Source organism: Panacagrimonas perspica (genome assembly GCF_004364935.1).
Classification (GTDB): Bacteria; Pseudomonadota; Gammaproteobacteria; order Nevskiales; family Nevskiaceae; genus Panacagrimonas; species Panacagrimonas perspica.
This window is the reverse complement of sequence record NZ_SOBT01000011.1, coordinates 184,548-207,840: the sequence shown is the minus strand read 5'-3', so window position 1 is coordinate 207,840 and position 23,293 is coordinate 184,548. Positions and strand designations below refer to the sequence as shown.

15 protein-coding genes are annotated in these 23,293 nt (G+C 68.8%); 7 read left to right on the top strand and 8 right to left on the bottom strand.

Annotated features, from left to right (window positions below):
• Positions 1–38: 38 nt before the first annotated feature.
• From DFR24_RS20465 to DFR24_RS20435, 7 genes are all read right to left on the bottom strand, one after another.
• Complete coding sequence (locus tag DFR24_RS20465) at positions 39–3,407, bottom strand: UvrD-helicase domain-containing protein (RefSeq protein WP_133883305.1); 3,369 nt, start codon at positions 3,405–3,407, stop codon at positions 39–41.
• Positions 3,404–6,064 (bottom strand): PD-(D/E)XK nuclease family protein, encoded by a 2,661-nt coding sequence (locus DFR24_RS20460; protein WP_133883304.1) that lies wholly within the window; start codon positions 6,062–6,064, stop codon positions 3,404–3,406. The genes DFR24_RS20465 and DFR24_RS20460 overlap by 4 nt, the downstream gene beginning before the upstream one ends.
• A gap of 37 nt (positions 6,065–6,101) precedes the next feature.
• Entirely contained in the window at positions 6,102–6,425 is a 324-nt protein-coding gene (fdxA, locus tag DFR24_RS20455; RefSeq protein ID WP_133883303.1) for a ferredoxin FdxA, read from the bottom strand.
• Positions 6,426–6,525: 100 nt separating this feature from the next.
• Positions 6,526–6,981, bottom strand: coding sequence for a chemotaxis protein CheW (locus DFR24_RS20450; protein WP_133883302.1), 456 nt, complete (start codon positions 6,979–6,981; stop codon positions 6,526–6,528).
• Between the two features lie 100 nt (positions 6,982–7,081).
• Positions 7,082–13,393: a hybrid sensor histidine kinase/response regulator gene (locus DFR24_RS20445; RefSeq protein ID WP_133883301.1), complete on the bottom strand. Its 6,312-nt coding sequence runs from the start codon at positions 13,391–13,393 to the stop codon at positions 7,082–7,084.
• A gap of 7 nt (positions 13,394–13,400) precedes the next feature.
• Positions 13,401–13,949 (bottom strand): chemotaxis protein CheW, encoded by a 549-nt coding sequence (locus DFR24_RS20440; RefSeq protein ID WP_133883300.1) that lies wholly within the window; start codon positions 13,947–13,949, stop codon positions 13,401–13,403.
• The gene (locus tag DFR24_RS20435) at positions 13,946–14,299 is read right to left on the bottom strand and encodes a response regulator (protein WP_133883299.1); all 354 of its coding nucleotides are present in this window, start codon (positions 14,297–14,299) and stop codon (positions 13,946–13,948) included. The genes DFR24_RS20440 and DFR24_RS20435 overlap by 4 nt, the downstream gene beginning before the upstream one ends.
• 190 nt (positions 14,300–14,489) lie before the next feature.
• Between DFR24_RS20435 and gshA the strand changes: the two genes are divergently transcribed.
• Both gshA and DFR24_RS20425 read left to right on the top strand, forming a co-directional pair.
• Positions 14,490–15,791, top strand: a complete 1,302-nt coding sequence (gene gshA, locus DFR24_RS20430) for a glutamate--cysteine ligase (RefSeq protein WP_133883298.1) — start codon at positions 14,490–14,492, stop codon at positions 15,789–15,791.
• Positions 15,792–15,985: 194 nt separating this feature from the next.
• Positions 15,986–16,498 (top strand): hypothetical protein, encoded by a 513-nt coding sequence (locus tag DFR24_RS20425; protein WP_133883297.1) that lies wholly within the window; start codon positions 15,986–15,988, stop codon positions 16,496–16,498.
• A 54-nt stretch (positions 16,499–16,552) separates the two neighbouring features.
• On the opposite strand, the gene DFR24_RS20420 is transcribed toward DFR24_RS20425, so the two are convergent.
• A complete protein-coding gene (locus DFR24_RS20420) occupies positions 16,553–18,463 on the bottom strand; it encodes a galactose oxidase-like domain-containing protein (RefSeq protein WP_162851346.1) in 1,911 nt (636 codons plus the stop codon).
• A gap of 190 nt (positions 18,464–18,653) precedes the next feature.
• Here DFR24_RS20420 and gshB point away from each other — a divergent pair, with 190 nt between their 5' ends.
• From gshB to DFR24_RS20395, 5 genes are all read left to right on the top strand, one after another.
• On the top strand, positions 18,654–19,640 hold the full coding sequence (gshB, locus tag DFR24_RS20415) for a glutathione synthase (protein WP_246051734.1): 987 nt from the start codon (positions 18,654–18,656) through the stop codon (positions 19,638–19,640).
• A 150-nt stretch (positions 19,641–19,790) separates the two neighbouring features.
• On the top strand, positions 19,791–20,375 hold the full coding sequence (locus DFR24_RS20410) for a YqgE/AlgH family protein (RefSeq protein WP_366518954.1): 585 nt from the start codon (positions 19,791–19,793) through the stop codon (positions 20,373–20,375).
• 21 nt (positions 20,376–20,396) lie between these two features.
• Positions 20,397–20,822, top strand: a complete 426-nt coding sequence (gene ruvX, locus DFR24_RS20405; RefSeq protein WP_133883294.1) for a Holliday junction resolvase RuvX — start codon at positions 20,397–20,399, stop codon at positions 20,820–20,822.
• A gap of 162 nt (positions 20,823–20,984) precedes the next feature.
• Complete coding sequence (locus DFR24_RS20400; protein WP_133883293.1) at positions 20,985–21,950, top strand: aspartate carbamoyltransferase catalytic subunit; 966 nt, start codon at positions 20,985–20,987, stop codon at positions 21,948–21,950.
• Complete coding sequence (locus DFR24_RS20395) at positions 21,947–23,254, top strand: dihydroorotase (protein WP_133883292.1); 1,308 nt, start codon at positions 21,947–21,949, stop codon at positions 23,252–23,254. Before DFR24_RS20400 ends, DFR24_RS20395 begins: the two co-directional genes overlap by 4 nt.
• Positions 23,255–23,293 lie beyond the last annotated feature (39 nt).

Here is a 23,293-nt window from a genome sequence, read left to right as displayed (position 1 = left end):
CGCGCGACGAAGCAGAATGATCCCGGGTTTCACCCGGGCTACGCCGGGATCTCGACCAGCCGGTCGGCTTCGACAAAATACAGCGCGCCGCGCACTTTCCGGCCCGCCCGCAGCGTCCCGAGCAGGCCGACGTACTGTTCGATCTGGCCGCGGTAATGCTCGGTGCCGGCCGCGATGTAGGCCTCGCGTTGATCGACCGCGATCGACTGCGCGCTGGTCTTGTAGTCGATCACCCACAGACCGCCGTCCTCGTCCTCGAAGCAGCGATCGATCACCGCGGAAATCCAGCGACCGTCACGCAGGCCGGCGAGCGGAAATTCGGAGCGGGCCCAGGATTTTGGCGAGACCAGCCAGCGTCCCCGCTCCGAGGCCAGCGTGCGCGCGAGCAGATCGCTGACTCTTGACACGGCCGGTTCGACCAGCGGCTCGGGCATGCCGCGACGACGCAGGCCGGCCGCCATCGAGGCGCGACGCGACGCGCCGGCATCGGCCCAGGCATCGAGTCCCTCGCCTGCGATCCGTTGCATCGCCTCGTGGTACAGCGTGCCGACGAGCTGCGCGTACAGGTCGCCCTCGTCGCGCCGCGCCTCCGGTTCTTCCTGCGCGGTGAGCACGGCCTCGCTCGGCCGCAACGTGCGGATCTCCGCGGGCCGGTACAGGTCCTCGTCGAACACAAGACGCGCGCCGACTGGAAGCCGCGGCGCGCGCGGCGGCAGCAACGTGGGCGCTTGCCCGCTCGGCGCAGGAGATACGGGCGCTGGCTGCGTCGCCGCCCGATCGACCAGCTCGCGGATCACTGGCTCCAGCGCGCCCGCGAACGAATTCGACTTCAGCTTTGCCGCGCCGGTCAGCCCATCGCGCTCCGCGGAAACGTAGAGCGTGGCCGTGCGGCGCGCGCGCGTGACGGCGACGTAGAGCAGGCGCAGTGCCTCGTTGCGGCGCGACTGCGTGTGCAGATCGTGCAGCAGGTCGAAGGCGCGATGCGCCGCGTGATCCTCGGGCCAGGCCTCGTCGGGCCTGGGCACCAGCAGCGCGGTGTCCGCCAGTTCGAGCAGGTGCAGCGCCGGCTGATCCTCGCCGCGCGCGCCGCGGTTCACGCCGACGAGCAGTACGTGATCGAACTCCAGCCCCTTGGCCTTGTGCACCGTCATCAACTGGACCTGGCCTTCGCGCGGCGCGGCGTAGAGCTCGCCCAGGCGGCGTTCGAGGCGATCCAGATCGCGGATGCCGCCGCCGCGCGTCTCTTCGCGCAGCGCACGCAGCGCCTGCCGCACGTCGTCGAGCGCCGAACGCGTGCAGCACGCCGGTCCACCCAGCGCCGTCCACACCGCCTCGACACGATCCGCCAGTTCGGCGCGCAACGAGCGGTTGGCGGCACTCGCATCGAGCGCCTGCTGGAGTGCCTGCAGCCGCCGCAGGCCATCGTCGTCGAGCGTCGAATGCTCCAGCGCCGCCTCGATCCGCTGTGGCCACGACAGCTCGTTGCGGCCGCGCGAAAGATCGACGAGCTGGGCCCAGCTCAGGCCCACGAAGGGCGCGCGCAGCAGCACGGCCCAGGCGAGCCGGTCTTCCGGATGCCACAGCGCGCGGGCCAGCGCGAACAGGTCGCGCACCTCGGGCAAGGCGCCGAGCGGGTCGATGTCCTGGCAGGCCGGCGTCAGGCCCCGTGCGCGCAGCGCGCGGATCACCGGCTCCAGATGCCGCCGCGTGCGCGCGAGCACGACCACGCTGCGATCCGGCGCGATGCGCCGCGCGGCTTCGCCGGCCGCGGCCTCGGCTTCGCGCTCGGCGCTGTCGCAGACCTCGACGTGCACGCCGCCCTCGCCCTCGGCACGTCGCAGCGCGACGCTGGAAGCGAACGGCACCGCACCGCGCAGCAGGTCGGACGCACGCGGGAAGATGCGCGTGAAGGCATCGTTGAACCACTCGACGACGGCCGGCTGCGAGCGGAAGTTCGCACTCAGCCGCAGGCGCCGAAGCGGCAGCGTTCCAAGCCGCCGCTCTTCCCACAGCCGCAGGAACAGACGCACCTCGGCCTTGCGGAACGCGTAGATCGACTGCTGCGGATCGCCGACGAGGAACAGCGAGCGCCCGTCACCTTGGGTCCATGCCGCGGTGAGGCTTTCGAGCAGGCGTAACTGCGTATCGCTGGTGTCCTGCATCTCGTCGACGAGCAGGTGCCGGATGCGACGGTCGGCCGACAGCAAGGCGTCGCCGATGCCACCCGCGGGGCGCAGGGCCTGCAGCGCCGACTGCGCGAGCTGCGGGAAATCCGCCTGCTGCGCCTCGGCGAAACTCAGCCGCAGATGCGCCGCCAGTCGTCGCAGCACGCGCAACCAGGCAGCACGCAGCTCCCGCAGTTCGGCCGGCAGCTCGGTGTCGGGCAGCACGCAGACCGCACGCGCGGCGCGCACCAGCGCCTCGTTGCCTTCCTGCGATTCGAGCAGCGCCTTGAAGGCCAACGTGTAGGGCTGCTTGGCGACGAAGCCGCCGCTGACGTTCACGCCCTTGGGCTTGCGCAGGTCGCGCTCGCCGCTCTTGGTCAGCAGCACGTCGGCGAGGCGCCGCAGCAGCGCGAATTCCGCCCCCTCGATACCCGGCCATCCCTGCAGCTCCGCGGCCCAGGCCAGCAGCGGACTCTGGCCGGCGCCTTCGCGCAGCAGATCGACGAGCGCCGTGCGCTGGACGGCATCGAGACTATCCTCGAAGTCGCGTACCGCGGGTTCGATCAGCGCGGCCAGTGCCAGCGCGTCCTGCGCTTCCCAATCGTGGTCGCGCGCGGCGGCGGCGTGCATCCATTGTTCGCGTCGCGCGAGCAGCGACGACAGCGGCTCGATCAGCCGGTCGATGCGATTGCCGCTCAGGCGCAGGATGCGCGCCAGCGCGTCGCGATCCTCCACCGGCACCGAGGCATCCTCGATCTCCTCGAACAGCCGCGAGATCGCGTCGAGATAGAGGCTGCGCGCGTCCTCCGCGATGCCGATGCCGCCACCCAGGCCGGACAGCAGCGGCAGTTGTGCACCGATCTGCGCGCAGAACGCATCGATCGTCAGCGCGTTCAGCCGTGCCGGCTGTGCCAGCAATTGCCAGTTCAACTCGGCGTCGCGTGCCAGCACGGCGCGCGCGGTCTCGTGCAGCGCCCGCTCGTGCGGATCGTCGGTGGCCTGCTCGCGCGCCGCAGCACGCAGGACTTCGAGAACGCGTGCGCGGATCTCGGCGGCCGCCTTGTTCGTGAACGTGATCGCGACGACCTGCTCGGGCGCCTCGACGACCGCGAGCGCGCACAGCAGGCGATGCACCAGCAGGCCGGTCTTGCCCGAGCCCGCGGGGGCCATCACCAGCGCGTGGACGGACAGATCGAGCGCGGCGGCGCGATCGTCGGCATCGGGCAGCACTCCTACGCTCATGCGCCGTCCGCCTCGTCAGGACTCAGGCCCGACAGCACGAGCAGGTCGGCGTACGCGGATCGCTCGTTGGTCTTCGGATCGATCCAGGCTTCGCCGGACAGAAAACCAAGCGCGGCCATCTCCATCGCGTAGCGCCACTGATCGAGCCGGCCGCTCCATTCTCCCTGCAGATCGGCGGCTGGCTCCTCGCGCAGCTTCTTGCGCCAGCTCGTCTGCGCCACCAGCGCCGGATGACCGTCCTTCACGTGCGCGAAGCAGATGCCGTCGACCTGCGGGATGCCGGCGGCAGCGGTCGCCGCGTGACTCGCATACAGCGGCAGCTGCGGCTCCAGCGGGCGCTCGGCGCGCCAGCCCTTCGGATCGGCGTCGCGACCGGTCTTGTAGTCGATCACCAGCCAGCGCTCGCCGAGCGGCGTTTCCACGCGATCCACGCGATCCAGCCGCAGGCGCAGCTTCAGGCCTGCGACCGTGGGCTCGGCGCCGACCTCGCGCATCTCCACGTGGAAAGGATCGATGCGCTCGCGCTCGTGACGCAGCCACTGCTGGATCACGTCGTGCGCTCGCGCGCGTTCGAGTTCGCGCGTCACCGCGCCGTACTCGGTGGCGGGCAGCAGCCGCGGCAGGCTCGCATCCAGCGCCCGCGCAATACGCACCGACAGCGCCGCGTCGTCGATGGCGGCAAGACCCGCGCTGTCGCGCAGCGTGCCCCACAGCTCGTCCAATGCCGCGTGCACGAGCATGCCCTGCACCCGCGCATCGAGGCCGTGCCCGGGCTGCGGCAAGGACTCGATGCCGAGCCGGTAGCAGCAGAACGCGAAGAACGGGGATTCGAACCAGGCGCGGAACAAGGCGCTCGCCGGGCGCAGCGCGGCCTGTTCGGCGGCATCGACGGGCGGCACCTCGTCGGCCTCCGGCCATTCGAGCGCGGGCCGGTCTTCGGGCAGCGAACGTTCGAGCGCACTGACGCTGCGCTCGGGCGTCGCGCGCACCCAATCCTGCGGCGCGCCAAACAGGCTCGAGGGCTGCAGCATCGCGCCGCGCGAATCGACGCCCGGCATGCACACGATCACCTCGCTCGCGCAGCCCTGGAGCAGTCGCGCGGCCTGCGCCTGCGTACGCGCCAGCCAGGTCTCCGGAGACGCCTCGGCGACACCCGCGAGGCGCTGCACCTCCAGCGGCAGGAACGGCGTGGGCCGGGCCAGCGAAGGCACCTGCGCGGCGGTTGCGTCGAGCACGTACAGCACGTCGCAGGCCAGCGCCGCGGCCTCGTCAAGCGACGTGATCAGCACCGGCTGCGCGTATTCGACGCGCGGTGCGAACGTGCTGCCGCGCGCCAGCTCCGACAGCCAGTCTCGCGCGCTCGACAGCGGCACGCGGCCGAGCTGCGCGTCGAGCGTGCCCAGACGGTCGAACAGTCCGCGCCCGGCGCGCACGGCCTGGTAGGTCTGCGAGTCCAGCGCATCCGCGCCAGGCCAGCCGAGCGTCTCGACGAGTTCGCGAAAGCCCTGGGCCCATTCGCTGGGCAGCGCGCGCGACGGCAGCGCCGACAGGCGCTCCGCCAGCGCCGTGAAGCGCAGCGCGAGCGTCGGTGGCAGCAGCGCGATCACGCGTGCAAGACGAATGCGCGGCCAGCCCTTGTGCCTCAGCTGCAGGTCGGCGCGCGCGGTCTGCGCACGTTCGCTCTCGGTCCACAGGCTGGTCGAGAGCAGCACGCGGCTGATCAGTTCGGGCGTGTTGTCGTCGACCTTGAGCTGCAGCAAGGCCAGCAGGATGTCGAGCTGCGGCGTCTGCGCGAGCCTGCGCCCGCGCTCCCAGCGCCAGGGCAAGGCTCCTTCGCCGCCGGCCGCCCAGGGCGCGAGCAGGTCACGCAACGTCGACTCGCCGAGTTCCCGCTGAGATTCCGGGTCCGGCAACGCGATGAGGATGCGTGGCGGCATCGCGTCGCCGACACGGCGCAGGCGCTCGCGGATGTCGTGAACGACGTGCCGCCACTGGGTTTCCTGGTCCGGCAGCGACTGCCGGATCACCTGCGGCGACAACGCCGGCGGCGCCTCGAATTCGATCCGCGTGCCGCGGGCGGCCAGCACATCGAGCACACGCTGTTCGGAGGGCGGCAGCGCATTGACGAAACCCGCGAGCCGGATCGCATCGGGCACCGCGATGTCCCCTCTGGTGATCAGTCCCGCGACCTGGGCCGCCAGATCGCCACCGGTCAGCCACTGGTTCTGGCGCATGCGCCGCAACACGTGCTGCCGCCAGCGCCGGAAGGCGTGATGCTCGTCCTGCCAGGCTGGCGCGGTATCGAGATCGATCGCGTGCCGCCGCACGATCTGGTCGGCGCGGCGCGCCTCGCGCGCGGCGGCCAGAGGCGCCAGCAACTGGGCACCGGCCTCGTCGCGTTCCACGGCCTCGCGCCACAGAACCAGTTCCTGCGTGCTGCTCAGGAGCTGCGCGTCAGGCCAGCTGGCGGTCCAGGATTCGGTGAGCCAGCGCGAGAAGCTGGCGATCTGCGGGGCTTCCCAGACCTGTGCGCCCGCGCGGGAGCGGGCGAGATTCGCGTCTTCGCGGCGCTGGCGCGCGAGACGGTCGGTTGACGTCAGGACGACTTCGGAATGCGGACTTCGAAACGCGGCGTCAGGCGGGTCCGCTTCGTTCATTGCGAATTCCGCTGTCCGGGATCCGCATGGCCGCGGGTCAGCGTTCCAGCAGCTTCAGCTTGTCCGGCTTGCCGTCCCAATCCTTGGCGCCTTCCGGGGCGTCCTTGCGCTCGGTGATGACCGGCCAAGCCTTCGCCAATTCCGCGTTCAGCGGCTTGAAGTGCGCATGTTCGGCCTTCAAGTCGTCTTCTGCGACGATCGCGTTGGCCGGGCACTCCGGTTCGCACAACGTGCAGTCGATGCACTCCTCGGGGTCGATCACCAGGAAATTCGGGCCTTCGTGGAAACAATCCACCGGGCACACTTCAACGCAGTCGGTGTACTTGCACTTGATGCAGTTTTCGGTGACGACGAAGGTCATGGTGAATAGTGAAGCGACGGCCGGGGGGCGCAGATTGTAGTGCCAGCCGGTCGCGTCCGCGATTGGCCCGCCTGGCGCCGGGCCCGGCCGGTCGGGATCCTCAGGCCAGACCCGCCAATCTCGCCTCGATCTGCTCGAGGTCCGGAATCACCGACTCCTGCCCGGCCATGCGCACACGCGACAGCACGAGATCGTCGTGATCGGTCGGCAAAAGATTGACCGGATTGATGGTTCCGCGGTTGATCGAGATCAGGTGCGGGTGGCCCTGGGCCAGCAGCGCAAAACCGCCGCCGCCGACACGCCGCCCGATCGGATTGACGATGACGATGCGCGAACGCTTCACCACCTCCGGTCGAGGATGGCCGCTCAGGGCTTCGAACGAGAGCACCGGGATGCGCCGTTCGGCCGTCGCGTGCCAGCCCGCCAGCCAGGCCGGCGCGTCCGCGGCGGCCGGCTCGAAGCGATCGAGCGCGGTCACTTCGGACACGGCTGCGTTGGGCAGCAGCAGGAAATCCCCGGTGATCTGGATCATCACCGCATAGAGCGCTTCGTTCATGCGTCACCCCGCCTGGTTTCGTCAGCGGGCAAGACGCATGAACGGGGGAGCGCGCATGCGCCCACGCGAGGTGCAAAGACGGATATCGCTGCGCGCGGGTTCATGCGGTCTCCGCCTCTTCGGCAGCCAGCAGCGCGCGCAGTTCGGCGAGCAGCTGGTCCTCCTGGTAAGGCTTGATCAGGTACCGGTTCACGCCCAGGCTGCGCGCGTGTTCGCGGTGCTTATCGCCGGATCGCGACGTGATCATGATGATCGGCAGGCGCGCGATGCGGGGCGTATTGCGAATGAATGCGGCGACCTCGAATCCGTCGGCGCGCGGCATCTCGATGTCCAGCAGCACCGCGTCGGGCGTTTCCGTCTGCAGGGACGCCATCGCGTCGAGGCCGTCCTTGATGGTGATCACGCGATAACCCTTGCGCGTGAGCAGCCGCTCGGTGACGCGACGGATCGTGATGGAGTCATCCACCACCATGATCAGGCGATGCGCTTCCGGCGCCGCGATCGGAGCCGAGGCCGCCTCGTCGCCGAGCCGTCGACGGGTGGCTTCACCGATCAGCGCCGGGATGTCGACGATCAGCATCACGCGACCGTCGGCCAGGATCGTCGCGCCGGAGACACCGGCGACCGAGCCGAGCATCGGCCCGGCCGGCTTGGTCACGATCTCGCGGTTGCCGATCAGGCGTTCCGCCACGACGGCGACGCGGCGTTCGACTCCGCCCAGGCCATCGCCCAGGCGCATCAGGATGGCCGGAACGGTGCGTGAATCGATGCGTGTCGGGGCGGGCAGGCCCACCAGTTCGCCGAGCCGGCGCACCTGGTACTGGTTGCCGCCGTACTCGAGGGACTTTCCACCCTCCTTCATCATGTCGGCCAACCCCTCGCGCGGCGTACGCGCGATGCCCTCGACCGCGCCCAGCGGGATCGCGAACAACTCGTCGCCCACCTGCACGACCAGGGCCTGCGACACCGCCAGCATCAGCGGCAAGCGGATGCGGAAGCGCACGCCCCTGCCGGTTTCCGATGCGATGTCGACGGTGCCGCCGAGCTGTTTGACTTCCGCGGCGACGACATCCATTCCGATGCCGCGACCGGCGTCCTGCGTGAGCGTGCGCGCAGTCGAAAAGCCGGCCGCGAAGACGAAGCGCGCCAGGTCGTCGTTGGAAACCTGGGCGTCGGTGCGCATCAGACCGCGCTTGACCGCCTGCGCGCGGATGGCCTCGAAATCCAGGCCACGACCGTCGTCCCGGACCTCGATCAGAAGCTGCGAACCCTCGCGCTTGAGCGAGACCCGCACGACGCCCTCGGGGTCCTTGCCCACCGCCTGGCGGGCGTCCGCATCTTCGATGCCGTGGACGACGCAGTTGCGCAGCAGGTGTTCCAGCGGCGCGGTCATGCGCTCGAGGACGTTGCGGTCCAGCTCGCTTTCGGCGCCGTCGAACTCGGTGCGGGCGCGCTTGCCGTTCTGCTCGGCGGTCTGGCGCACGACGCGCGACAGGCGCTGAACCTGGCGCGAGAAAGGCACCATCAGCGTGCCCATCAGCGCCTGCTGGACCTCGGTGTTGATGCGGCCCTGCTGGATCAGCAGGCCTTCGGCCTCGGTGCTCGAGGTATCGAGCGAGGCATGCAGCGAACTCATGTCCGACACCGATTCCGCCAGTGCGCGCGACAGCTCCTGCATGCGCGAGTAGCGGTCCATCTCCAGCGCGTCGAACTGCGAGGAGTCGTAGCGGTGGTCGTCGTCTCCGCGCGAGAAGCCGCGCGCGGCGATCTGCGCCTCGGTCTCCACTTCCATCAGGCGAAGCTGCTCGCGAACGCGCGTGATCGTCTGCGCCATTTCGGCCAGCGAGCTGCCGAGCGTCGCGTGGTTTTCTTCCAGGCGCGAGCGATAGATCGAGATCTCGCCCGCCTGGTTGAGCATGGTGTCCAGACGTTCCACCGGAACGCGGACCGCTTCGCGGCGTGCCTCGGATGCCGCGGCCGCCTCCTCGGGCTTCCAGAAGAGTTCCGGATTCCAGTCACTGTGCGTATCGACCGCCGCCGGGACCTCCTCGACCTGTGCGGGCTCGACCGGCTCGGCAGCAGCCATGGGCTGCAGCTCGATTTCGGCGACCGGCTCGAGCGGTGCCAGGACCGGCTCGAACGGGAAACCAGCGTCGACGACCTGCGACACGAAGGGCTCGGGCTGGATCGGCGCGAACCGCTCCTGCACGGGCTCGGGAAAATTCTCCGCGACGAACGCATTGTGGAACTCGCCCGGCATCTCGCGAACGGGCTCTTCGGTTCTCGCGGACATGTCGCGCAGCCGGTACAGCTTGTCGATGCCGGTCGCGATGTCGTCCAGCGCCCACGACTGGACCTGCAGGCCTTCACGCTCGAGTTGATCCAGACGGCTCTCGAGATCGTGCGCGGCATCGCCCAGGGCCGTGAGACCGGCCATGCGCGCGCCGCCCTTGAACGTGTGCAGGTCGCGCTGCATCGCGCGCGGGAACTGCAGGTCGTGGGGCTGATCGCGCCACTGGCCCAGCAGGTTTCCGAGGGACTCCAGCAGCTCTCCCGCCTCGGGCAGGAAGATCGCGACGAGTTCCTGATCGATCGGCCCGGCGATGAACTCTTCGGGTTCGGTGACCGGTAGCGGCACATCCGATCCCGACGCCGCCTCCCAGGCAGCCTCGAATTCCTCGAGTGATCCTGCGGCAGGTACGTTGACCGGCGTGTCGACCGCCGGCAGGTCGGCTTCGGACAGCTCGATGAGCTCGAAGCCATCACCGGAAGGCTGCTGCACAACCGCGGGCGTCGCACCCACTTCCTCGAAACGCGCCAGGATGCGGGCGGCCGCGCCGCTCTCTCCGCGCCGCGCTTCGTCGACCAGTTCCTGCAAGCCATCGACGGCGACGCGCAGCCGCGCACGGAAACGTTCGCGACCTGCCTCGTCCGAGTCACGCGCCAGTTCGGTCGCGGTCTCCAGCCGGTGAGCGACTTCGCCGATGCTGTCCATGCCGGCGACACGTGCACTGCCCTTGAGCGTGTGCAACGCGCGCAGCCAGGCGCCCAGCAGGACGGGATCGTCGGGTCTGGCCGCGATCGCGTCGGACGCGCGCTCGATCTCGTCGACCAGTTCCTCGCCTTCCTGCAGGAAGATCTCGACGAGTTCGCGATCGGGCTCGGCGCTGGTGGGCGCCGGCGCGAAGCCAGACGGCCCCGGACCGGCCGGTCCGCCCTCGGGCATCGGCGTGGCACCGTCGAGCGACGACATGATCGACAGCCACTCGGAGCCATCGCCGCCCAGTTTGCCGTCGCGATACTGGTCGAGCTGCGTGTAGAGCCCTTCGACGATCTGCCCCATCACGGCGAAGAACGATTCGCTCGGCGCCGGCATGTCGCTCATCGAGGCCAGCCGCAGATTCAGCGCCTGGGCAACCGCGGCGATCGGCGCGCAGTGCGCCATGCCGGCAGCGCCCTTGAGCGTGTGGATCGTGGTCTTCAGCGAATGCACGTAGCCCGGAGACTGCGGCGATTTGGCCCAGGCCCGCAGGTCGGACTCGAACCGCTGAACCAGATCCAGCGCCTCGAAGGCGAACACCTCGGCGAGCTGATGGTCTTCGTCGGTTTCGCCCGACTCGCTATCGGCGCCCGCACGGATCGCCTCCACCCGGTCGAGCCAGGGTCTGGCGTCGATGCTGCTCGCGTTGTCGTCGCCCAGACGCTTGATCCACTGACCCAGCACGTTGCAGCAGTCGCCGATCAGCGCGAAGCCGACCGCGTTGAGCGGCATGTGCGAGCGATGCAGCACGTCGAGATAGGCCTCGAGGCTGCCGGAGAGCTCCCCGATCGGCTTGGCGCCGATGGCCATCGCCGCGCCCCGCAAGGTATGGAACGCGCGCACGACGGGCTCGGGAATTCCGTATTCACCGATGCTGCGATCCTGATCCTCGAGCCAGCGCGAAATCATCTGCAGCCGCACCGTGGCGTCGCTGCGGAAAACCGAGATCAGATCGGTTTCCTGTTCCGCCTCATTTCCAGCCGCGAGCCGACGCGCCTGCTCCGCAAGCCGGGTGGCCTGCTGCGGTGGCGACATGTTGTCGCGGAACGCAGCGATCATCGCGGGCACCAGAACCACGGTCTCGCGCACCACGTCCCGCACCGCTTGCGACTGCACGATCGTTCGGTCGAGGCAGCGATTGAGCATGCTCTCGATTGCCCACGACAGCTCGCCGATATCCACCGCACCGACCATGCGTCCACTGCCCTTGAGGGTGTGGAACGCTCGCCGGATCGTGCCCAGAACGTCTCGCTCGTCCGGATGACGCAGCCAGCGCGGCAACGCGCGCTGAAGGGTCTGCAGGACTTCCTCGGCCTCCTCGATGAAGACCTCGCGGATCTCGGGGTCGACGTCGGCCAGCGCGAGCTTCGCCACTGGTGCCTGTGCGGCCACGGCCGGCGATTGCGCGGCGTCCGCGGGGACCGGCTCGGCAGTCTGCACCGGCGCGGCTTCCTGGGGTTCCGGCAGCGGCTCGCCGATCAGATGGAATTCGGGGGTGACGATCGGCGCTGGCGGTTCGGGCGCCGGCGCGCTGCCCTGGGCCAGCGCCTTGTACTCGACGATGGCCAGCTCGAACGGCACGGCGTCATCCGCGACGGACGGCGCCGCAGTCGCGCTCTCATCCGCTACTTCGGACTCCGGCGGAGCCTCGACCGCTTGTACTGCCTTGAGCAGGATCGGCGGCGTGCGCAGCTGAGCGATGGTCTTGCCGAGTTTCTCGAGCACGCCATCGGACCCGGGCAATCCGTCGCGCCGCATCTCGATGTAGTACTCGACGGCGGCGATCGCGTCGGCGAAGCGCCCGGCCGAGGTGTTGCTTTCCCGGACCTGCGGGAAATCGGTGGACTGCACGAACTTCAGGACGTCGAGGACCAGCTCCTCGGCCCGCTCCATCGAGAGCATCCGGAAACCCGCCGCGATCTCGTCGAGCATCCGCGCCGCGTCCGGCAGACCGAAGACATCATCGGTCTTGATGTAGGCCTCGACATAGGCCTTGACCCGCGCCAGGTTGACCAGGGATTCGCGCAACAGCGCAGCGGTGCCTTCGCGCAGATCCAGGACAGGAGGCTTGTCCTGCGCATCCGCGAGGATGGGAGTGGGCTGCAGCTGTCGATACAACGCCGCCTCGAGCGACAGATCCACCTGCAGTACGGCGGTGGCGAACTCCATCCACGCCGCCGGATCGGACTCACCCGCGTCGTGCAAGGTTTCGACCGGCTGCGCCAGAGCCTGGCTTTCGGCGGACAGGCCCAGCACGAGCAGCGTGTCGGCCACCCGCTTGAGCAGCTGCGCGGTGCTTTCGAATTCCTGGCGCGATGCGCCCGCACGCAAGGCGACGTCGATGCTGTCGCGAACCTCGGCGAGGTCCGAGCGCAGCTCTTCGGCGACGCGCACGAGCAGGCCGGTGCTGGCGCCGCGCAGCCGCGCACGGCAAGCCTGCACGACTTCGAGGCTGGGCAGCCATGTGTCCAGCTGGAGGGCGCGGCGCAGCGCGGAGACGCGCGGCCCGGTGCAGCTCGAGCGGCCCGCGTAGAACAGCAGCCGGAGCGACACGTCGCTCATCTGCTTCACGGCTCCGGCCTCACCGATCTCGGCGAGGATCTTCATCAACTGGCCGGCACGACCGAACTGGCGCTTGAGCTCCAGCGTGTCGTCCAGCGCTCGCGACAGCAGCGCCTCGACACAGGCCGCAGCGGTGCGCCACAACTGGTGCAGCGCGCGTTCGCGTGACGCGTCGGCCAGGATTTCGGCGATGCGTCCGATCCGCGACAAAGCCTGCACGCTGTCCTGGTCCTTGAACCACGACAGCAGCGACGCCGCGAATACCGGATGCAGGCGCCCGGCTTCGGTCTGCGAATCCGCATCACTGCGGCCGCCTGACGTGCGGTCCAGGTGCAGGCCGAGCACGCGGAACTGCGCGACGAACAGATCGTCCTCGGTCAGCAGGCTCTTGCCGCGCGCGAGCCGCAATTCGTTGACGATCGGCTGCAGAACCAGCGCGCTGTCGCTGTGGCCGCTCTGCAGGACGTCGAGATAGTCGGTCGCCTGCACGCAGGCGCCGACGACGGCGGAGTACGCCGGATCGGCTTCCTGGAGCATGCCGCTGCCCAGGTCCTGCACCGTCTGCTTCATTTCCTCGGCGAGCAGCGCCAGGCCGTAGGCCTGGATCAGCACCGCCGCGCCGCGGACCTCGTGAAGATGGTGCAGCGCCTTGTTGAGCGACCCCGGATCCTTGCGGTTCTCGGAGTGCAGCTCGACCAGCTGGCTCGCGTGCTGGAGGTTCTCGTTGAGTTCGTTGCGGACCCAGTGCAGGCCCGCAGCGACGCCACGCGTGGCGTTATGGATTTCGAGATGTGACGGTTGCTTGCTCATGCCGACATCACCAGCCCGCGCGCCGCAGGGTTTCGGACTGGGCCAGCTTGTGCAGGCTCAACACCTGCCAGGAGCGACCCTCGCGCACGAAACCGCCCAGGACATACGGCGCCATCACGTCACCGGGGGCCAGATCGGCAGGCGCCTGTTCGGCGGCCGTGAACTGCCGGTAGCCCGCGACCTCGTCGACCAGAAAGCCCGCCGGCATCTGATCGGAGTTGAGCACCAGAACGCGCGCCGTACGGCCACCGGCACTACCGTCACCGCCACCCAGCAAGCCCAGGTCCACCAGGGTCAGCAGGCTGCCGCGTACGTTCGCAACGCCGGCCAGCCAGGGCTTGGCATTGGGCACGCGCGTGACACGGGGCGGCGGAATGACTTCCCGCACGTCGTCCTTGGGCGTTACCAGCCAGCGCTCACCCTGGCGGAAGGCCAGACCCTGCCAGACCGGCCCGGTTCCGGCGGCCGCATCCGAGCGCATCGCGCGCAGGCGGCTGTCCAGTTCCGCGAGCAGGCGATAGGGGTCATCTCGCAGTCCGCGAAGGTTCGCACTCATTTGCGAAGGTGCGTCCGCACCGCGCCGATCAGCTCGTCGCGCGTGAAGGGCTTGGTGAGGTATTCGTCGGAGCCGACGATACGGCCGCGCGCGCGATCGAACAGTCCGTCCTTGGACGACAGCATGATCACCGGCGTCGATGCGTAACGCGGGTTGGCCTTGATCAGCGCGCAGGCCTGATACCCGTCGAGCCTGGGCATCATGATGTCCACGAAGATCAGCGCCGGATGGTGATCTGCGATCTTGGCCAGCGCTTCGTACCCGTCCTGCGCCGTCACAACCGTGAAGCCTTCCTTCGCCAGCAGCGTTTCCGCTGTCCGGCGAATGGTCTGGCTATCGTCGATGACCATGATCTTCGCCGCTTCCGCTGTCGCCACAGTCAATCCCTCGCTCACTGGCGCCGCAGGCGAGTGCCGCGGCGAAGGCGCCCCGGTCGATCTCCCTTTGTAATGACTGATATTTAGCACAACCGCCGCGATGCGCCTACGTCCGCGCCGGGCCTCCGTTACGCTAGGCGCAGACCGCCAATCCGGACCGAACATGCTCGGCACCATCCCGCAGCTTTCCACCGCCAATACGTCCCCTCTGCTCAAGTTCGAAGAGCAGCTCATCGCGCGCAGCGCCGATATCGAAGCCTGGTTCCGCAGCCAGTGGCTGAAGACCCCGCCGCCGTTCTATTGCTCGGTGGATCTGCGCAACGCCGGCTTCAAGCTGGCCCCCGTCGACACCAACCTGTTTCCGGGTGGCTTCAACAATCTCGACGAGAATTTCTCGTCGCTGTGCGTGCAGGCGATCCAGTCCGCCGTCGAGCGGAGCTGCCCGACCTGTACCGGCGTGCTGCTGGTGCCGGAAAATCACACGCGCAACAAGTTCTACCTGGAAAACGTCGCCACGCTGTTCGAGCTGATCCGCGAGGCCGGCTTCCACGTGCGCATCGGGACCCTGCTGCCGGAGATCAAGGAGCCGACCACGCTCAAGCTGGAGATCAGCGGACGCGAACTGGTGCTCGAACCCCTGGTGCGCGACGGCGATCGCGTGAAGGTCGGCGATTTCTCTCCCTGCCTGGTGCTGCTGAACAACGATCTGTCGGCGGGCATCCCGCCGATCCTCGAAGGCATCAAGCAGACCATCGTGCCGCCGCTCGGCGCCGGCTGGCATGCGCGCCTCAAGACCCAGCACTTCGGTTACTACCGCGACGTCACTGCCGAGTTCGGCAAGATCGCGGGCATCGATTCCTGGTGGGTGGATCCGCTGTTCCGCAACTGCGGCGAGATCAACTTCATGAAGCGCGAAGGCGAGGAATGCCTGGTCAGCAACGTGGAACTGCTGCTCGAGGACATTCGCGAGAAGTACGCCGAGTACGGCATCGCCGAGGAGCCCTTCGTCATCGTCAAGGCCGACGCGGGCACCTATGGCATGGGCGTGATGACGGTACGCAGCGCCAATGACGTGCGCGAGATGAACCGCAAGGCGCGCACCCACATGAGCAGCGCCAAGGAAGGCCGGGAAGTCACCGGCGCCATCCTTCAGGAAGGCGTGCACACCTTCGAGACCTGGGGTCCGGACAATCACACGGCCGAGCCGGTGGTCTACATGATCGACCGCTTCGTCGTCGGCGGTTTCTACCGCGTCAACGAAAAGCGCGGCAATCAGGAAAATCTCAATGCGCCGGGCATGAGCTTCAAGCCGCTGGCCTTCGAGTCCTGCTGCAACCATCCGGACCTGTCGCAGCAGCCCGATGCGAAGCCCAACCGCTTCTACGCCTACGGTGTGGTCGCGCGCCTGGCGCTGGTGGCGGCAGCCCGGGAGATCGCAGCACTCTCACGGCCGGTCACGACCTGAAGCGTTTGCCACGAATCGCGTAACCCCGACGAAGATCGGGGTTGTTTCATCTGAGGAGCGCCATCCCGGACTTCGTCCGGGCTACGGAGGCGCCGGCCGCCGACACCCCGCGCCGATGAGAGCGCACTGCATCGGTTGCAGAAGGTGACGAGCACCGGCATCGGATTCAAAAGAGAAGCCAGGGGGAAGTCCGCGTGGGGAAATTCGTTCTGTTCGTCATGCTCGCCGGCGGCGGCGCATGGTGGTACTTCGTGGGCGGCCGCACGCTCACTGAAGACCACGTCAAGGCGTTCTACGCCGAGCAGACCCGCGCCACACTCAATCGCAATCCCGAAGCGCTGTGCGACATGCTCGCGAGCGACTTTCACGGCACCGCCGTCAGCATCTCGCTGGGCGGGCGCAAGAAGATCGAACAGAACCGCGGGGAGGCCTGCAGCGCGTACCACGAGTTCTACGACGCCGCGGAGGCGCTCGGCGAGAAGATGGGCGGCATGGTCGTCCTGGAGTACGACCAGCGCATCACGAAGCTCGAACTCGCCGCCGATCGCCGCAGCGCGACGGTCAAGACACGCTTCACGTTCGATATCGGCGGCGCCTTGATCAACCTGCGCGGCACGTCGACGGACACGCTGGAGCGTCGCAACGGCAAGGTTCGCCTGTCGGGTTCCGACGGACAGGTGACGACCAGCAGCGGCATCGCCGGCTAGCCGAAAGCCAAAGCCGGACGGCTGGCCGGACTGGACGCCCGGCCGGCGCCCCGCTTACTGCGTCACCGGCGCCTGCACCTGCCAGACGAAAGCGTTCGTGGCGGTGCGCGTGCCGTTGCTCGCCGTCACCACGACGTCGTAGCTGCCGGCGGCGGTCGGCGTGCCGCTGATGCGCGCGCTGGAACCCGCGCCCGCGGACAGGCTCACGCCCGGCGGCAGACCCGCAGCCGCATAGCTGAGCGGCAGCGCGGCAGGATCGGTTCCCGCCACATTGAACGTGACCACGGCGCCGACGGCATCGGTACGATCCGCCGACGCGACGACGACGGGATCGGCCGCCGCGTCCTTCGCGGGCGCCACGCCGACGAACACGGTCCTGGCCTTCGACGGCACCCCGTCCTTGTTGAACACGAACAGCAGGTAGTAACCCGGCGTCACATCACCCGCCCGTGACGTCATGTACACGTTCAGACGGGTCGAATTGAGGATCGAGAACGGCAACTCGACGAAGCGCTGTTCCATGTTGAGGTTGTGCGTCACCGCCGAGGTCTTGATCAGCACCACGCGCGCCGCCGTATCGGAGCCACCCACCGCGCCATAACCGAGCTGGAAATTGCGGCCGACGACCAGCTCCGCAGGCGCCGACCCGATGGAGGGCCGCGGCGCGAGCGCGCCGCTGGCGGTGAAAAGGTAGGGCGGCGAGTAGATCTCCGCGTTGAGATTGCCCGGCAGATCCGGCGGGCCCGGCGCGCCGCCGCCGCCGACCAGAACGGTGGCGTCCGGCAACAGCAAGGCGGTCGAGTGGTACAGGCGCGCCACCTGCTCGGGCGCGCCCAAGGTCCACGCGCCGGTGACCGGGTCCCAGATCTCGGCCTTGAGATTGGCCCCGCGCGTGGTGTTGTAGAAGACACTGCCGCCCGTTGCCAGCACCTTGCCGTCGGCAAGGATCGTGGCCGTCGACAGGCGACGGATCGACGACAGGTCACCGGACGGCGTCAGCACCGGCGCCGGGCCGCGGGCGTCGATGACCAGCGAACCCCGGGCGCTGGAGTTCGGAACCCGGTTGCCGCCGAATTGCAGCAGGCGGCCCGGGCGGAACATCGCAACCGTCGAGTCGTCGCCCTGGTAGAGCTCCGGAAATTCGCCGACGGTCGTCAGCGACCCCGGGCCGGTCGGATCGACGTAATACATGGTGCCGCGGGTATCGAATCCGAACAGCCGTCCATCCGGGAGCACGAACCCGCGCGGGTAGTAGTAGCGCAAGGCGCTGGTGTCGGCGCCCGGCAACAGCCTGAACGTGCCGTCGAGTTCGCGAACCTCCGGCCGGTCCGCGCCGCTGATGCGCGTCTCGCTCTTGCCGCCCTGGATGTAGATCCGGCCATCCAGCAAGGTCGTGACCGAGCCATACCAGCGTCCGCGATTCATGCCGGGGCCGGCATCGAGCGTGTCGCCGCCGGCGTAGTCGAAGATGTTCGAATCCGAATTGCCGTCGCTGTTGTCTTCCGGGACCACCTCGTCGGTCGGATCCGGGTCGACGAATCGCGGGAACGTGTCGCCGCCCACGATCAGGACGCCGGCATCCGGCTCGGGGAGCAGGAGCTGCGCGCTGCAGAACAGGTCCGTGATCGTCAGGTTGGGCAGCACCAGGTGAGCGTCCTGGCCGGTGCCATCCGCCGGCGTCCACAAGTCGTAGGTGAACGCGCCCGAAATCGGCGGGCCGTTGTCGCCCGGCGTCTGCGTGCCGTAGCTCAGGATCCGGCCGTCCGGCAGCAGCGCCGCGTGGATCGGGATCAGCGGCCAGCCCACCAGCGGCCCCCATTTGCCGACAGCCGATGCCGGCAGGACTTCGGGATCGGGCGGCGGGACATTCAGCCGCTCCCCGGATCCGCCGCCGCTGCAGGCGCCCAGCAACGCAGCGCATGTCATCGCGGCGAGCCAGCGGATCGGGAATTTCGGGGTGCTCATCGGGTTCACATCGCACTCCGAGCCGGGCGCGAACATCGCGACCCAGGGCTCATCAAGGGATTCCGCGAATAGTGCGGCGACGCGCGGATGGCGCCGGGCGGAATTTGAACACGCCGGCACGAGCCCTGTCCTCGACTCCGCCGGCGCCCGGTCTGGCAGTACGATGCGGGCCAGTCTCTGGATCCCGAAGATGAACAGCACCCCCAGCCGCACGCTCGGCGTCGTCATGGACCCGATCGGGTCGATCAAGCCTTACAAGGACACCACGCTGGCGTTGATGCTGGCGGCGCAGAAGCGCGGCTGGTCGCTGCGCTATCTCGAGCAGGGCGACCTGTACGTGCGCGACGGCGTGGCCTTCGGCCGCGTCCGCGCCGTCGTGGTCCACGACGACAAGAAGCATTGGTACGACTTCACCGGCGAATCGCAGGTCACGCCGCTGGGGAGCCTCGACGTGATCCTGATGCGCAAGGATCCGCCGTTCGACCTCGACTACATCATGAGCACGTACATCCTGGACCGCGCCGCGGTGCAGGGATCGCTGGTGGTCAACCGCCCGCAGAGCCTGCGCGACTGCAACGAGAAGCTCTACACGGCCTGGTTCCCGGAGTTGTCGCCGCCGACGCTGTTCGCGCGGGATGACGCGACGCTGCGCGCCTTCCACGTCGAGCACGGCGACGTCATCTACAAGCCGGTCGACGGCATGGGCGGCAGCGGCATCTTCCGCGTCGGACGCGATGGCCTGAACCTGGGCGCGGTCATCGAGGAACTCACCGACCGCGGCCGCCGGATGATCGTGGCGCAGAAATACCTGCCGGCGATCGTCGACGGCGACAAGCGCATCCTGATGGTCGACGGCGAGCCCGTTCCGTACTGCCTGGCGCGCGTGCCGATGGCCGGCGAGACGCGCGGCAATCTCGCGGCCGGCGGCAGCGGCCGCCCGCAGCCGCTGTCCGACGCGGATCGGCGCATCGCCGCGCAGGTCGGCCCGGAACTCAAGCGCCGCGGTCTGATGTTCGTGGGCCTCGACGTCATCGGCGAGCACCTGACCGAGATCAACGTGACCAGCCCGACCTGCGCGCGCGAGATCGACGCCACGTACGGGACCGACATCGGCGGCATGCTGATGGACGCCATTGATCGTCGCTTGTCGAACTCCGGCCAGACCCTTATTGCCTGATCGGCGGGGCGGTCGGATACTCGTCCCATGGCCATCCGCATTCCTGTTGCAACCGTCCGCCGCCTGCGCGATCGCACCGGCGCGACGCTGGCCGCGTGCAGGCGCGCACTGCAGGCGCACGAGGGCAACGAGGACAAGGCCGAGGCGCAGCTGCGCACGGACACGGCGCTCGATGGCGACGCGACGTCGCTGAAGAACCAGTTCCTCGTCGCGATGCCCGGCCTCGAGGACGACAACTTCAGCCACACCGTGTCGCTGCTGTGCGAGCACAACGACAACGGCGCGATCGGACTGATCATCAATCGTCCGACCGATCTGACGCTGAGCGCGATGCTCGACCAGATGGGCGTCAAGCACGAGTCAGCCGACGTGAACGAGCACGTCGTGTTCTGGGGCGGCCCGGTACAGCCCGAGCGCGGCTTCGTCGTGCACAAGGCGCCGGGCGGCTGGGAATCCTGCATGCCGATCAGCCGCGATCTGTTCATCACGACCTCGCGCGACGTGCTCGCCGCGATCGGCGAAGGCCGCGGGCCGAAGGAATTCCTGGTCACGCTCGGCTACGCCGGCTGGAGCGCGGGCCAGCTCGAGAACGAGATCCTCGCCAACTCCTGGCTCAACACGCCGGTGGACGCGGGCGTGCTGTTCTCCACACCCGCCCGCAGCCGCTGGCAGTCCGCCACGCGCCTGCTGGGGCTGGACGTCACGCAACTGAGCAGCGGGGCGGGTCACGCCTGAGGGGCGGCAAGCTCCCCGGCCGTGGCCACCTATCTCGCCTTCGATTTCGGCCACAAGCGCATCGGCGTGGCCGTGGGTGATCGCATCACCGGGACCGCGCGCCCGCTGCCGACCGTTCCCACCGCAAACCAGCCGGACTGGAATGCGCTGCTGCGCGTGATCGGCGAATGGCGGCCGCAGGCCCTCGTCGTGGGCCTGCCGCTGGACGACGACGGCTCGGAGCAGGAGATCACCACCGCCGCGCGGCGCTTCGCCGCGGAACTGGCCCGTCGCAGCAAGCTGGCGGTGCACCTGGCCGACGAACGCTTCTCGTCGCGCGCAGCCGACGATGCCCTGCGCGACGCGCGTTCCAGCGGCCGCATGACGCGACGCGTGCGCAAGGGCGATCGCGATGGCGAGGCGGCGCGCGTGATCCTCGAGCAGTGGATGGCGTCGGCCCCGGAATAGCGGCGCGGAACAGAAGCGTTCGAGCAACGCGCGCGGCACGGCATGTGCCGCTCGATACGTTGATCGCACCCGCATCGACGGCCGCCCATTTCGTGCGCGGACAATTTTTTCGACGGCTTCCGACCAGTTCCGGCGCGAGGTTGTCTAGAATGCCGCCCTGAAATGACCTCGTCCCTCCAACTCGATCAGCACGGCCGCCTGCGCCATCTGCTGACGATGGACGGATTGCCGCGACAGCTCCTCACGGAGATCCTCGATCGCGCGGCGCACCTGGCCGAAGCGACTTCGGGCGCGGACAAGAAGCTCCCCAACCTGCGCGGCCGCACGATCGTGAACCTGTTCTTCGAGGCCTCGACGCGCACGCGCTCGACGTTCGAAGTGGCGGCCAAGCGTCTTTCCGCCGACGTCATCAACCTGCAGGTCTCGTCGTCGAGCACGTCGAAGGGCGAAACCCTGCTCGACACGCTCAAGACGATGGAGGCGATGCAGGCCGACCTGTTCGTGATCCGTCACGACGCCAGCGGCGCGGCGCATTTCTTCGCCGAACACGCGGCGCCGGGCGTGGCGATCCTCAACGCCGGCGACGGCCGCCACGCGCATCCGACGCAGGGTCTGCTGGATCTCTATACGATCCGCGCCCACAAGGGCCCGCCGGAAAACCTCAGCGTGGCCATCGTCGGCGACGTGCTGCACTCGCGCGTGGCCCGATCGGACATCCACGGCCTGCGCATCCTGGGCTGCAAGGACATCCGCGTGGTCGCACCGCCGACGCTGATCCCGGCCGGCATCGAACAGATGGGCGCCCGCGTGTTCCACCAGCTCGAGCCCGGCCTCGATGGTGTCGACGTCGTCATCCTGCTGCGCCTGCAGACCGAACGCATGCTGGGCGCCTTCCTGCCCTCGCTCGGTGAATTCCATCGCGACTTCGGCCTGACGCGCGAGCGCCTGGCCAAGCTCAAGCCGGACGCCGTCGTGATGCATCCGGGACCGATCAATCGCGGTGTCGAGATCGCCGGCGAACTCGCCTACTCGGAGCGCTCGCTGATCCTCGAACAGGTCGCCAACGGCATCTCGGTGCGCATGGCGGTGATGGACATGATCCTGGGCGATCGCGGGGCCTCGAAATGAGCGATCGCCGCCCCGCCCCGTCGCTGCTGTTCGAAGGCGCGCGCGTCCTCGACCCCGCCAGCGGCTTCGACGGCAGCGCCTTCGTCGCCGTCCGTGACGGTCGGATCGAGGCGGTTGCGGCGACGCGACCCGCAGGGTCGTTCGACCAAACGATCGACGCACGCGGTCAGTGGCTGATGCCGGGCATCGTCGACATCGCAGCCCGTTTCCGCGAGCCCGGCGCGTCCCACAAGGCCACGTTCGCCAGCGAGACGCGCGCCGCGCAGTCCGCCGGCATCACCGCCGTGACGATTCCGCCGGACACCCGGCCGCCGATCGCGACGCCGGCGATGGTCGATCGCATCCACGGCATCGCCGACCGCGTCGGCGGGCTGGACGTCCATCTGCTGGGCGCGCTGACGCAGGATCTCGCCGGTGAATCGCTGGCCGAGATGAGCGCGCTGCGACAGGCCGGCTGTGTGGGCGTCAGCAACGCCGCCTCCGGCCTGCGGGATTCGCTGGTGGGACGCCGCGCACTGGATTACGCCCACGGCCTGGGCCTGACGGTCCATGTCTTCGCGCAGAACCCGGCGCTGGCCAATCGCGGCTGCGCACACGAAGGACCGATCGCCACGCGCCTGGGCCTGGCACCGATCCCGGTGGCTGCCGAGGTCTCGGCGATCCGCTTCTGGATCTCGCTGGTCGAGGACACCGGCGCCGCCGTGCACTTCGGGCGCCTGTCGACGGCCCGCGGCGTGGAGATGGTCGGCGCGGCGCAGAAGATCGGACTGCCGGTGAGCGCCGACGTGGCCGCGCACCAGTTGTTCCTGACCACCGACGACATCGGCAGCTTCAATGCGATGTGCCACGTGCTGCCGCCGCTGCGCTCGGCCGAGGATCGCGATGCCCTGCGTGCCGGCGTCATGCACGGACTGATCGGCACGATCTGCTCGGATCACCAGCCGCACGAGCCCGACGCCAAGATCAACCCGTTTCCGCTGACCGAGCCGGGCATCTCCGGCCTCGAGACGCTGCTGCCGCTGGGCCTTGTGCTGGTCGAGGACCGGATCCTGACGCCGCTGCAACTGGCCGAACGTCTCTCGCTCGGACCGGCTCGCGTGCTGGGCGTCGCAGCGGGATCGATGGCGGTGGGTCAGCGCGCCAATCTCGTGCTCGTCGACCCCGCACAGCCCTTCGAATTGCGCGGTGACCAGATGCTCAGCGCCGGCCGCAACACGCCGTTTCTGGGCCGCAAGCTGCCCGGTCGCGCCAGCCTCACGGTGCATGCGGGGACCATCGTTCATCGCATCCAGGCGCCTCGCTGAAGCCCACTTCCCACCGTGTATAGTTCAGACGTTCGCGCG